Below are 13,405 nucleotides of genomic sequence, written 5' to 3'. Positions count from 1 at the left end.
CCCTCCGGGGTGGTGCGCGTTTTCGTTTGGGCCAGCGCCGAGGCGACGCTAGGATGGAGGCACTCGTCACGCCTCGCTCTCGACTCGTCTCGCCTCGGCCATGAGGGCTCGGGGGCTTTGCCAGCAGGATGCCCGCATGTTTACCGTTCTTCACGCCAATCACCTCGAGGATCTGCGCGATCTGGCGCTCAAGGTGATCAAGGCCGCTCCCCAGCCTCCGCTGGTGCCGGAAACCTTTCTCGTCCAGTCCAACGGCATGGCCCAGTGGCTGAGGTTGTCATTGGCCGAGGCCGATGGCATCGCTGCCTCGGTCGATTTTCCACTGCCCTCAAGCTTCGTGTGGCGTGCCTATCGCGGGGTCCTGGGTGGCGTGCTGGGCGACGAGATTCCGGAGCTGTCACCCTTCGACAAGGGTCCGCTTGCCTGGCGTCTGCTGCGCCTTTTGCCGGGCCTGCTGGCCGATGAATCCCAGGCGGAATGCTATGCGCCGCTCAGGGATTACCTGTGTCGCGATGAGCGTGGCCAGCTGATCGAGGCAGTCGGTGAGGGTGCCCTGCCTGCACTGCCCGAGGGGCCGGAGGCAGAGCGTCAGCAGTGGCAGCTGGCCTGCCAGCTGGCGGATCTCTTCGACCAGTACCTCAACTATCGCCCCGAGTGGGTGCGCAGCTGGGAGAGCGGGCTGGAGGATGACAACTTCCGCGATGCCTTCGCGCGTCAGCAGGCCGCAGGCGAGCTGCCCGCCAATCTGCTGCCGGACAACCTGCCCGCCAGCCAGAAATGGCAGCCGGCCCTGTGGCGCGCGGTACTGGCGGATGCGCCGCCCAGCAGCCGGCAACATCACCGTGCCGCCCTGCATGGTCGCTTCGTCGCGGCTGCGCGCGCGCTGGAATCGCTGCCCTCATCACGCCGCCACCCGTTGCCGCCACGCCTGTTCGTGTTCGGCATCTCGGCACTGCCGGGGCAGACGCTGGATGCGCTGCATGCGCTGTCCGGGGTGATGGACATCTACCTGATGATCACCAATCCCTGCCGTCATTACTGGGGCGATATCGTCTCCGACCGCGAAGCCGTGCGGCGCAGTATGAGAGCCGACAGTCTGCGCATGGACAGCGAGCGCGTCGCGCGACAGCGTGCCCGTCACCCCGAGGCACCGGCGCTGACCGGGCTGGCGGAGGAGGAGCTGCACCTCAAGGCCAATCCGCTGCTGGCCGGGCTGGGTGCCCAGGGGCGTGACTTCATCGTCAATCTGTATGAATTCGAGAGCGCGCTGTCCGGCCGCGACAGCGGTTTCGATCTCGAACTGGACGTCTTCGTGCCGCGCATCAGCGAGGATACGCCCCCCGAGCAGGCACCGCTGCTGCATCAGATCCAGGATGAGATTCTCGAGCTGGTGCATCCCGGCGAGCGCGCCCTGGCCGAGGGAAGTCCTCGCAGGCTGGAGGCGCAAGATGATTCCATCAGTCTGGTCAGCGCCCACTCGGCGCTGCGCGAAGTCGAGATTCTGCATGACCGCCTGCTGGCGGCCTTCGAACGTGCCCACGAGGCGGCCCGGCAGGGGGAGGGCGAACCGCTGCGGCCGCGCGACATCCTGGTGATGGTGCCGGACATCGACCGATATGCCCCCTATATCGAGGCGGTCTTCGGTCAGCTGCCGCCGGGCAATCCGCGCCATATTCCCTTCACCATCGCCGACCGGGTGGCCAGTCAGGCCAATCCGCTGCTCGGACTGGTCTTGATGCTGCTGGAGCTGCCGGAGCGCCGCCTCGGCGTCAGCGAGGTGCTGGATGCGCTGGATGTCGCCGCCTTCCGGCGTCGTTTCGCCATCGAGGAGGGCGAACTTGAGCGCCTGCGGCGCTGGCTGGCCGACAGCGGCGTGCGCTGGGGGCTCTCCGGTGAGCACCGTGAGCAGCTCGGCTTCATGCCCCTCGACGAGAACAGCTGGCGCTTCGGGCTCGAGCGCATGCTGCTGGGCTACGCCACCGGCTCCCCGGCGGCAGGCTCCCAGGCGGCCGGCTCCCCAATACAAGGTGAGCAGAGCGCCGACCTGATGGACGGCCTGATGGACGGCCTTGTCGACATGAACGGCCTGAGCTTCGATGGCGTGGTGCCCTTCGATGAAGTGGCCGGTCTCGAGGCCGAACTGGCAGGCAAGGTCGGCGAGCTGATCGAGAGCCTGGATCGCTGGCGCCGCTGGCTGGACACCTCGCGTACGCCAGCGGACTGGGCGACTACGCTGCAGCGATTGTGGGAGGAGAGCCTCAGCCCGGACAGTGCCGAGGAATTCGACATTCTGGCGCGTCTGCAGGCGGCGCTTTCCCGCCTCGACAAGGGCTGGCAGCAGGCCGGTTTCGAGGGCTGTCTGTCGCTCAAGGTGGTGCGCGAGGCGCTGCGTGGCGAGCTGGACAGTGGTGGTCTCGCCCAGCGCTTCCTTGCCGGTCGGGTCAACTTCGCCACCCTGATGCCGATGCGTGCGATTCCCTTCCGCGAAGTGCACCTGCTGGGCATGAACGATGGTGACTACCCGCGCGTGCGCATGCCGCAGGATTTCGATCTGATGGCCAGCCGCCCTCAACCGGGAGACCGCTCACGGCGTGACGATGATCGCTACCTGTTCCTGGAGGCGCTGCTGGCGGCGCGGGATCGCCTGTCGATCTCGTGGGTCGGGCGTGACCAGCGCGACAACGGCGAACGGCCGCCCTCGGTACTGGTCGGGGAACTGCTTGATTACATCGAGCTGGGCTGGACCCCCGAGACGCATGCCGAGGCACCGGGTGTCTCTCGCGAAGTTGCCCTGCGCGAGCGTCTGATCACCGAGCATCCATTGCAGCCGTTCTCGCGGCGCTATTTCCATGCCTCCCAGGCGACGGCTGGCGATCTGTTCAGCTATGACGCCAGCTGGTCGAGCCTGTATCGCGCGGCGGGTCAGGCTCCAACCTCAGAGGCCTCCCCGGCGAATCAACGCGAAGCCAGTCAGGCAAGCGCGGCGGGGGCGGCCGCCTTGAAGCAGCTGGTGGAGCAGGCACCGGAGTCCCATCTGCGTCTCGGCGCGGACTCGCTGGCGCGCTTCCTGCGTCGTCCCTGGCAGCTGGGGCTGGACCGCGTCGGAGTGCGCTTCCGCGATGCCGAGGTGCCGGATGAGGACAACGAACCCTTCGCCCCCGACGGGCTGGAGAACTTCACCCTGACCCGCGAGCTGCTGGACGCCGCGCTCACCGGACAATCCTTGCCGCTGGCCGCCGAACGTCTGCGCCGGGCCGGGCGCCTGCCGGCGCTGGGCTTTGCCGATGCGCTGATCGAACCGCGCCTCAAGCGTCTCGATCAGCAGCTGGCCAGCTGGCGCGATCAGCTCAGCGATGCCACCTCGCTGCCGCCGCGCACCCTCGAGGTACCGCTGATCATGCAGGATGAGGACGGCAGGCCCTTGCGGGTGACGCTCACCACGCGTCTGATCAGCCGTCGGCAACTGCGCGATGACGCCGAGGGCGAGAGCTGCCTGCTGGCCACGTTGGAGGCGACCCACTTCGGCACCCTCAAGCCCGGCAAGGAGGGCCGCTACAAGAAGCTCGGCAAGCCGCATCGTCTGCTGGCCGGCTATCTCGACTGGCTGATGGCCAACGCGCGCCCCGGCCTCGGGGAGGTGGCGGGTGATCAGGGCACGCGCCGTGAAGGCTATCAGTGGCTGGCGGTGTTCGAGGACCGCTGGCTGCTGTTCCCCGCGCTGCGTATCGAGCAGGCCGAAGCCGCGCTGCGCCATCTCGTCAAGGCGTATGCCCAGGGCTGGCAGGCGCCGCTGGCCGCCGCGCTGGAACTGGCGACCACGCTCTGGGAGGTAGTGGGCGAGGAGGATCGCAGTGCCTTGTTCGGCGCACTCAAGGCGCAGGCCGCTGACGGCACGCCAACGCTTGAGACGGCGCTGGCCGCCATCCACAAGCCCTGGCTTGCCGACAGCCTGTCGCGCGCCATGGAAACCCGCTTCACGGAAGACATCTTCAAGGGCCCCCAGGCACTCAGGCGACAGGAAGGTGCGCTGGGCGAGCTGTGGCCGGAGTTTGACGCCTTCGCCCGTGCGGGCGGCGTGCTCAACAGCGTGCAGCTCTATCAGCCGTTGATCGAGAGCATGATCGGCGTGCGTCAGGGCATTCTCGGCGAGCGCGCGGTGGAGCTTGCCACCGGGAAGGCGCAACCATGAGCGATATTAGAATGGAAGGCATGCGCGGTGTGGAGAGTGACGTGGGGAGCGGCGTGAGGAGTGGCATCGCTCAGGACAAGGAAGCGGCAATGAGTGACGAGATGGATCCGAGCCAGCAGGGCCAGGCCCTCGATATTCCGACGCTGCCCCTGCTCGGTCAGCATCTGATCGAGGCGAGTGCCGGCACCGGCAAGACCTTCACCCTCGCTGCGCTCTACGTGCGGCTGGTGCTCGGGCCCTTGCCCGGGCAGGCGGCCAGCGTGAGCTATCCGCGTCCGCTGACGCCGCCGGAGATTCTGGTGGTGACCTTCACCGAAGCCGCCACCGCAGAGCTGCGTGACCGCATTCGCGCGCGCCTCAAGCAGGCGCGTGAGGCGCTGCTGGGGCGTGCCAGTCCTGATCCGATCCTGGCCGAATTGCTCGCGCCGCTGCTGACATCCTCACCTGCCGAGGACGCATCGCGCCTCAAGGCCGCGGCGGCACGGCGGCTCGATCAGGCCGCGCGCCTGATGGATGACGCCGCCATCTTCACCATCCACGGTTTCTGTCAGCGCATGCTCAGTCGGCATGCCTTCGATGCCGGCGGACGCTTCGGCGCCGAGCTGCTGCAGGATGGTCAGTCACTGCTGACACGTTGCGTCGAGGATTACTGGCGCTGCGAATTCTACCCGCTGGCCCGCGAGTGGCAGGCCTTGATCCGTGGGCGCTGGGCCGGCCCGGAAGCACTGGGAGAGGAGCTGCGCGGCCTGTTGCGTGACGGCACGCCACGCCCGCTGTATCGCGACGGTGAATGTCTTGAGGCCCCGCAAGACCTGAGCGATCTGCTCGGCAATGCCGAACAGTGGCGTCAGCAACAACAGGCCGCGCGGCGCGCCGTCGAGGAAAGCTTCGATGAGCCGGCCATCCGCGCGGTGATGGGCGAGGCCTTCGCCAGCAAGGCGCTCAACGGCAACAGCTACAAGGAGGCCGAGCTGGAGCCGCGCCTGGCGGCGACAGCCGCCTGGCTGGCCAGCGGCGAGCACGATTTCGCCGCCGACATGCTCGACAGCAAGAAGCTGTGCTGGCTGAGCCAGGCCAAGCTCGAGAAGGGCACCAAGAAGAACTGCCAGACGCCGCGTCACCCCTTCTTCGCGGCGCTGGACCTGCTGGCCGAGGTGCCGGCACCGGACGCCGTGCTGCTGGATCAGGTCGCCGTGCACGCGCGTGACAGCGTCGCCCGCGCCCTGATCTGCGAGAAGCGCCGTCTGGGACTCTGGGAATTCTCGGACCTGCTCAATGACCTCGACCACGCGCTGGACCCTTCGCTCAATGGCGAGGCCAGCCAGCGTCTGGCGCGTCAGATCCGTCAGGAACTGCCGGTGGCGATGATCGATGAATTCCAGGATACCGACCCGGTCCAGTACCGCATCTTCCGGCGCATCTATCCGCAGACGGCGGGCGATGGCTCGTGCGATGAGCCGCTCGATGAGCAGCACGTTGACGCTACTGACAGCGACGACGCTGACGAGACACCCAGCACGCTGTTGATGATCGGTGACCCCAAGCAGGCCATCTACGCCTTCCGCGGCGCCGATATCGACACCTATCTGGCGGCGCGCCAGGTCACCCCCTCGCGCTTCACCCTGCCGCGCAACTTCCGCTCCAGCGCCGCGATGGTGGCGGCGGTGAATGCGCTGTTCGCCCAGCATCCCGCGCCCTTCGGCAGTGAGGACATTCCCTTCCAGCCGGTCGAGGCCCAGGGCACGCGCACCCGGCTGGTGCTGCGGCATCCGGATGGCCGGGAAGAGGCCGCCTGTGCACTGAATCTGTGGTGGGCCAACGGTGAGCGCCTTAGCGCCGATGCGCATCGCCGCGACATGAGTCGCGCCTGCCGCACCCAGATCCAGACACTGCTCGAGGGCCAACAACGCCTGGCGGCGGGCGAGCCGGGGCTGGTGTTCATGGACGCGGGAGATTCGACGGTGCGGGGCGTGGCCGCCAGCGATATCGCGGTGCTGGTACGCAACGGGCGCGAGGCCGCAGCGGTGCGTGGGGCGCTTGCCGAAGGCGGTATCCGCAGCGTCTATCTGAGCGAGAAGAGCTCGGTGTTCGACACGCCGGAGGCCTTCGAGCTGCTGCAGTTGTTCGAGGCCGTGGCCCATCCGCGGGATGACCGTCGTCTGCGCGCCGCGCTGGCGACACGCCTGCTGGCGGATGACCTCTCGCTGGTCGAGCGTCTTGTGGTGGATGAGCTGGCCTGGGAGCGCGAGGTCGAGCGCTTCGATGGCTACCACCGTGACTGGCAGCGGCGCGGTGTGCTGCCGATGCTGCGCGGCGTGATGCGTGACTTCCGGGTCGGTGAGCGGCTGGCGGCCCGCGCCGGGGGGAGCGTGCCCTGACCGACGTGCTGCACCTGGGGGAGCTGGCCCAGAATGCTGCCCAGCGGCTCGATGGCGAACAGGCGCTGCTGCGCTGGTGGCATCAGGCACTGGAATCCGGCCATGAAGCGCTGGACAGCGACAGCCTCAGTCAGCGACTGGAAAGTGATGAGGGGCTGGTGCGGGTCGTCACCATCCACAAGTCCAAGGGGCTTGAGTATCCCATCGTGCTGCTGCCGTTCATGGCCAGCTTCCGCGCCGCCGAGCCGGACAGGAATTTCGGCCTGCTGACCCTCAAGCAGCGCTGGCTGGCTGTGGCTGACGTGGGAGGTGATGACCAGGGAGGTGATGACGAGGAAGTGCCTGCTCGGAGAGTCAATCAGGAGGATGACGCGCTCGATGACAGCATCCTGGTCAAGAAGCCATCGAAGGACATGATTAAGGAGGCTGATAAGGCAAGATTAAGAGAAGACGTGCGTCTGCTCTACGTGGCGCTGACGCGTCCCAAGTTCGCCTGCTGGCTGGGGCTGGCGCCCATCGGCAAGGGCGGCTTCAGCAAGCAGCTCAGCCTGCCCGTCACCGCCATCGGTTATCTGCTCGGCATGAGTGACAACGAGGAGATCGAGGCCAGCGCCATCGAGGCTGCCTTGCGCCGCTGGTGTGAACAGCAGTCGGCCGGACTCGCTCGCGTGTCCGGTCTGCCGGAGTTGCCCGGTCATGACTATCAGCCACCGGCGGAGCGCGATCAGCACTTCCACGGCGCGCGTCACTTCGCCGGCGGTATCGAGGATGACTGGTGGATCGCCTCCTACACCGCCTTGCTCACGGATGCCCGTCAGGTGACGGCGGCGCTGGAAGACACCGGCGATGCCGAGGATGACCGCGTGCCCGAAGGCGCCACCGAGATCGCGCTGGAAGAAGGCGAGCAGGGCCTGACGCGCCCGGACCGCGAGGTGGCAGGCCAGTCCGGCCCGCTGCTGGCGGGCGGCCTGCCGATGACGGTGGGCGAGATCCATCTGCATGATTTCCCGCGTGGGCCGCGCCCGGGGACCTTCCTGCACGGGCTGCTGGAGGCGGTGGATCTCGATCGGCTCGGTGCGGATGACTATCGCGGCGAGCTTGAGCGGCTGGTGGGCTCGCGACTGCATTTCGGTGGCTTCGATGCCAGCTGGCAGCCACGTCTCACCGACTGGCTGGAGCAGGCACTGACTCGTCCGCTGCAGGGCTTCGAGGGCGAGCCTATCCTGCTCAACCGACTCGAGGCCTGGCAGCCGGAGCTGGAATTCTGGCTGCCGGCCGTGCACGCGCGCAGTCTGCCGCTGGACGCCGTGGTCACCGCGCTGGAGCCGTTGCCGCGCTCGCGGCCCAGGCTCGCGCCACGCCGCATGCACGGCATGCTCAAGGGCTTCATCGATCTGACCTTCCAGTCCGGTGGGCGCTGGTACGTGCTGGACTGGAAGTCCAACTATCTGGGCGAGCGCCCCGAGGACTACCTCGGTGAGTCGCTGGCCCGCGCGATGGTCGAGCACCGCTACGACCTGCAGTACGTGCTCTACACCCTCGCGCTGCATCGTCTGCTCAAGGCGCGCCTCGGCGAGGACTACGATTACGAACGCTGTATGGGGGGCGTGCTGTATGTCTTCCTGCGCGGCCTGGATGCCGGCGGTGACTCACCCGCGCTTGCGGTGGACGCCGAGGGGGAGGCGCCCGGAATGGCGACGCCCGGCGTGTTCCAGCGCCGGCCATCACAGGCGCTGATCGAGGCGCTGGATCTCTGGCTGGGCGGTGACAGCTCCGCATTGGACAGCCTGCTCCTTCACACCACCGACACCACGCCACTTACGCAAAGCGGCCAGCAGGGGGCCTTCGATGTCTGACGCCACGCCTTTGGAAACGCAGCAGCTCAGCGCTGCCCCTGACGCCCCGACTGCCGAGACCCTGCTCGCGACGCTCGGCCTGTGGGTGGAGCTGGGCTGGCTCAGGCGAGTCGATGCCCATCTGGTGCGCTTCATGGCGCGTCATGTGCCGGAGGCCCCGTCCAGCGTGCTGCTGGCGGCTGCGCTTGCCAGCCACCAGCTGGGGCGCGGGCATGTGTGCCTGTCGCTGTCGCGGGCGCTGGCCGAGCCACGCGCGACCCTGTCGCTGCCACCGCTGGAGCAGTCCGAGGCGCATCTTGCCGAGGTCAGCGTGGCCCTGCCGGAAGCCTTCCTGGCGGATCTCGATGCCGGCCGCTGGGCCGAGCAGCTGGCGGAATCGCGGCTGGTCAGCGTGCTGGCGCAGGCCGACTCCCCGGCGGGGCATCTGCCGCTGCGCCCGCTGGTGCTGGTGGGCGAGCGCCTCTATCTGCGGCGTTACTGGCAGGCCGAGCGTGAAGTCGCGGCGGGGCTGCGTGCGCGGATGGGGCCAAGCGAGGAGGGCGAGACGCGGGTCAGTGATGCGCTGGGCGAGCGCCTGCGTGAGCTGTTCGCCAGCAATCAGCCGGACCCCCATGGCGCGCCGGACTGGCAGAAGCTGGCCTGCGCCCTGGCGTTGCGTCAGCGCCTGACGGTGATCTCCGGCGGTCCCGGTACCGGCAAGACCACCACCGTCACGCGCCTGTTGGCACTGTTGCAGGCGCAGGCGCTCTCTGGTGGAGCTGGCGGTGTGGAGGTGGAGAGCGGTGTGGTAGGCAGTGTCGAGAGCGATGAGACAGGCCATCCGCATGAACGGCGGGCGCTGGATATCCGACTGGTCGCCCCGACCGGCAAGGCGGCGGCGCGGCTGTCGGAGTCGATCCGTGGCGCGGTGGCGAAGCTCGAGGTGCCAGACGCGGTGCGCGCTGCCATCCCGCGTGAGGCAAGCACCGTGCACCGCCTGCTGGGCGCACGTCCGGATTCCCGCCACTTCCGCCATCACGCCGGCAACCCGCTGGCGCTGGACCTGCTGGTGGTGGACGAGGCCTCGATGGTCGATCTCGACCTGATGGCGGCGCTGCTCGGCGCGCTGCCCGCCCACGCCCGCCTGATTCTGCTCGGCGACAAGGACCAGCTGGCCTCGGTGGAAGCCGGCGCCGTGCTGGGCGATCTCTGCGAGCATGCGCTGCCGCCGCGTTACTCACCGGCGCTGTGTGCAGACCTCGCCCGCCTGACTGGCGAAACGCTGGATGAGGCCATCGCCACGCCGGATGTCTTGGAGACGCAGGACACGGCAGACCGCGGCCGACTCGCCGATCACGTGGTAGTGCTGCAGAAGAGCTACCGCTTCTCCGCCGACAGCGGTATCGGTGCCCTGGCGCGTGCCTGCAATGCCGGAGACCGCCAGGCGCTGCGCGCCGTCTGGAAGACCGGTTATCGCGATATCGCCTGGCTGAAGCTCAGCGGCCCGGAGGACCGCGATCTGGAAAAGCTGGTGGTCAATGGCTATCGCCCGGCGCTGGAGGCCGTGCGTGAGCGGCGCCCGGCACGAGAGGTGATCGATCTGCTGCTCGAGTTTCAGCTGCTGTGCGCGCTGCGCCGTGGCCCCTATGGGGTCGATGGCCTCAACCAGCGGGTGGCGCGGGTGCTGATGCGCCGTGGCCTGATCGCCGAGGAACGCGGCTGGTACGCCGGGCGTCCGGTGATGGTGACGCGCAATGATCGCGCGCTGGGGCTCTACAACGGCGATGTCGGCATCACCCTGCCGGACCCCGCCGCCGGGGGACGCCTGCGCGTGTTCTTCCCGGTCGAGGAGGAGGTATCGTCAGACGCCGAGCGTGATGGGCAGGACACCGAGATCCAGCGCTTCCACCGTGGCGTGCGCACGGTATTGCCGTCACGCCTCGAGGCGGTGGAGACGGTCTTCGCGATGACGGTCCACAAGTCGCAGGGCTCCGAGTTCCGCCATGTGGTATTCGTGTTGCCTGAGGGTGCCAATCCGATTCTGACTCGCGAGCTGGTCTACACCGGCATCACGCGGGCCAAGTCGCGGGTCACGCTGGCGGGCACCCGCCGCGAGACGCTGGAAGGCGCCATTGAACGACGCGTGGTGAGAGCCAGCGGGCTGGTGCTCTAGACCGGACGCCGATGGATGATCGTCAGGTCTGGCCCCGCTGCGCTCGACAGGAGGAGGGGACATGACGGATGTCAGCAGTCGCGTGAAGGGAAGGCCGCAGCCACAGAGCGAGATGATTGCCGTGCCGCTGGCCACAGCGGCCAGTCACCTCAAGGACCCGCAGGCGGCGGTGGCCGAGCTGGCCCGAAAGCTTGATGACTCGCTAGGTGGCCGCCAGCGGCTCGGCGGGGTGCTATTCTTCTGCTCGGCGGATTACCCCCTCCCGGCACTGGGTCAGGCGCTGGCCGATGCCTTCGGTGAGGTAGCGGTGAGTGGCTGCACCACCGCCGGCGAGATCACGCCCGAGGGCTATGCGCGCGGCTCCATCACCGCCATCGGCCTGGCGCGCAGCGACTTCGCGCTGGCGCAGGTGTTGATCGATGATCTGAGCGGTTTCGACCTTCCGCGGGCCCAGACGTTGAGTGATGAGCTGCTGGCGCGCTGTCGCGAGCAGGCCGTGGCGCCGGTGATGGGCAACAGCTTCGCGCTGACGCTGCTCGATGGCCTCTCGAGCAGTGAGGAGCAGGTACTGGCGACGCTGGATGCGGCGCTGGGCAGCATTCCCGCCTTCGGTGGCTCCGCCGGGGACGACAACCGGTTGGCGCATACCTATGTCTACGCCGATGGGGTCTTCCATGATCAGGCGGCGGTCGTGGTAGTGATCAATACGCGGCTGCCGTTCGAGGTCATCAGTACGCACCATCTTACGCCGCTGGCCGACAAGCTGGTGGTGACGGCGGTGGACCGCGATTCACGCCGCGTGCTGGAGCTGAATGCCGAGCCCGCCGCCGAGGAGTATGCGCGGCTGGCCGGTGTCGCGCCCGAGGCGCTGGAGGAGGCGGTCTTCGCGCGCTGCCCGCTGGCGGTGCGCATCGGTGAGGCGCATTACGTACGCTCCATCCAGCGCGTGAATGCCGATGCCAGCCTGAGCTTCTACTGCGCGGTGGAGACCGGCATCGTGCTCACTGCCATGCAGGCCACGCCGATTCTCGCGCAGCTCGAGCAGCGGCTGGCCGAGGTGGAGGCGCGCCTGGGGCCGCCCGCGCTGACCATCGGCTGTGACTGCTTCCTGCGGCGCATGGAGATCGAGGCGCTGGGGCTGGAGGCAGAGGCTTCGCGTCTGCTCAGGCATCACCGGGTGATCGGCTTCAATACCTACGGTGAGCAGCATCACGGCATGCACATCAACCAGACCTTCACCGGCGTGGTGATCGGCCAGCGCCGTCTCGCGGCCGATGGCACGGGAGGACAGGATGGCGCCTGATACGCCGCTGACAGATTCCCGAAAGGACGGCCTGAGCGCTGAACTCGCCGCCCTCAAGGCGCGCAATCGCCAGCTGGAGAAGATCAACGCCGCCCTGATCGAGCGGGTCGAATCCAGCAGCCCTTCACCGAGCGCGCCCTACGCCGCCTTCGAGCACGCCGTCCTGCTGGCGGATCAGGTGCGCGAGCGTACCGACACCCTGCACCGCACCCTCGATGAACTGGGGGCACTCAATCGACGCCTGACCGCCGCCAAGGCCGCCGCCGAGGCGGCCAATCACTCCAAGACCCGCTTTCTCGCCGCCATCAGCCATGATCTGCTGCAACCCCTGAATGCCGCCCGATTGTTCGCAAGCGCTCTGGAAGAGCAGCTGGCGAGGCTGGCACTTGATGACCCCACGCCGCGCGACGCTTCGCCGGGCGAGCTGGTGGCGCGGCTGGGGCGCTCGCTGGCCGATGTCGAGAGCCTGCTGGGCACGCTGGTGGACATCTCGCGGCTGGATGCCGGCGTGCTGACGGCCGATGTCGCCACCTTCCCGGTGCGTGAGCTGCTGGATGTGCTTGCCGAGGAATATCGTCAACTGGGCGCTGCCCGTGGGCTGGAGCTGCACTACGTGGCCAGCCACCTGAGCGTCGAGTCAGATCTGCAGCTACTGGCGCGCGTGATACGCAATTTCCTGAGCAATACGCTGCGCCATGTCCCGGATGGCTCGACGCGCGGACGCGTGCTGCTGGGGTGTCGCCGGCGTGGTGACTGGCTGGAGATCACGGTGGCCGACAACGGCCCCGGCATCGCCGAGCATCAGCGCGAGGTGGTCTTCCAGGAATTCCGGCGCCTGGCGCCGCGCCAGGACAACGAGCAGCGCGGCCTCGGGCTGGGGCTGGCGATCGTCAAGCGCATCACCGGCCTGCTGGAGCACCCCCTGTCGTTGGCCAGCACCCCGGGGCGCGGTGCCGCCTTCGCGGTGCGCGTGCCGATTCGACAGCCTGCCAATGTGATGGGCCCGTCGGCTGACGCGCCTTCTCCCGGTCAGCCTTGCGCGTCACCGCTTGCGCAGCCGCTGCTCGATACCGTTATCTGGGTGGTCGAGGATGATCGGGAGGTGTGTGCCGGCATGCAGTCATTGCTCGAGGGCTGGGGCGCGAGTGTCCACTGCGCCGATACCGCCGAGGTGCTGTTGCAGCAGGCGCTGGCCGCGCCGCCGGAGGTGTTGATCGTTGATCATCAGCTGGGTGACGGGCAGCCCGATGGTCTGGCGCAGGCACAACGGCTGCGCAAGCGTTGGCCAGACTTGCCAGTGGTGGTGATCAGCGCGGACCACTCGGCGCCGCTGAAGGCCAGGGCACGCGCGCTCGGCTTCGGGTTCCTGCTCAAGCCGGTCAAGCCGCTGCGCCTGCGCCAGCTGTTGGTCAACCATCGCTGAGTTCCTGTCGCTGAGCTTTCTTTGCTGAGCTCTCGGCATTCGGAAACAAGGGAATCGGGGCGTTGGGGCAATGTGCAGAATTGAAGGAGGCTATCAGGCATCGC

The 13,405-nt window shown here is 67.9% G+C and carries 6 protein-coding genes; all 6 read left to right on the top strand.

What is annotated here, in order from left to right:
• Positions 1-136 precede the first annotated feature (136 nt).
• A complete protein-coding gene (gene recC, locus BFX80_RS15090; RefSeq protein WP_167593056.1) occupies positions 137-4,189 on the top strand; it encodes an exodeoxyribonuclease V subunit gamma in 4,053 nt (1,350 codons plus the stop codon).
• Positions 4,186-6,567, top strand: coding sequence for a UvrD-helicase domain-containing protein (locus BFX80_RS15085; protein ID WP_084209323.1), 2,382 nt, complete (start codon positions 4,186-4,188; stop codon positions 6,565-6,567). The genes recC and BFX80_RS15085 overlap by 4 nt, the downstream gene beginning before the upstream one ends.
• Before the next feature lie 5 nt (positions 6,568-6,572).
• A complete protein-coding gene (locus BFX80_RS15080; RefSeq protein ID WP_157109498.1) occupies positions 6,573-8,423 on the top strand; it encodes a 3'-5' exonuclease in 1,851 nt (616 codons plus the stop codon).
• Positions 8,416-10,575, top strand: coding sequence for an exodeoxyribonuclease V subunit alpha (gene recD / locus BFX80_RS15075; RefSeq protein WP_084209321.1), 2,160 nt, complete (start codon positions 8,416-8,418; stop codon positions 10,573-10,575). Before BFX80_RS15080 ends, recD begins: the two co-directional genes overlap by 8 nt.
• A gap of 112 nt (positions 10,576-10,687) precedes the next feature.
• A complete protein-coding gene (gene nosP, locus BFX80_RS15070; protein ID WP_084209815.1) occupies positions 10,688-11,878 on the top strand; it encodes a nitric oxide-sensing protein NosP in 1,191 nt (396 codons plus the stop codon).
• On the top strand, positions 11,868-13,301 hold the full coding sequence (locus tag BFX80_RS15065) for a hybrid sensor histidine kinase/response regulator (protein ID WP_084209320.1): 1,434 nt from the start codon (positions 11,868-11,870) through the stop codon (positions 13,299-13,301). The genes nosP and BFX80_RS15065 overlap by 11 nt, the downstream gene beginning before the upstream one ends.
• Positions 13,302-13,405 lie beyond the last annotated feature (104 nt).

The sequence above is a fragment of the Cobetia marina genome (genome assembly GCF_001720485.1).
Lineage (GTDB): Bacteria > Pseudomonadota > Gammaproteobacteria > Pseudomonadales > Halomonadaceae > Cobetia > Cobetia marina.
Note: the sequence above shows the minus strand (reverse complement) of the source record. Positions and strands in the feature narration are given on the sequence as shown.

Coding starts and splice junctions, on each gene's coding strand:
- BFX80_RS15085 (WP_084209323.1), top strand. CDS start 4,186: ATGAGCGATATTAGAATGGAAGGCATGCGCGGTGTGGAGAGTGACGTG.
- BFX80_RS15065 (WP_084209320.1), top strand. CDS start 11,868: ATGGCGCCTGATACGCCGCTGACAGATTCCCGAAAGGACGGCCTGAGC.
- recD (WP_084209321.1), top strand. CDS start 8,416: ATGTCTGACGCCACGCCTTTGGAAACGCAGCAGCTCAGCGCTGCCCCT.
- nosP (WP_084209815.1), top strand. CDS start 10,688: ATGATTGCCGTGCCGCTGGCCACAGCGGCCAGTCACCTCAAGGACCCG.
- recC (WP_167593056.1), top strand. CDS start 137: ATGTTTACCGTTCTTCACGCCAATCACCTCGAGGATCTGCGCGATCTG.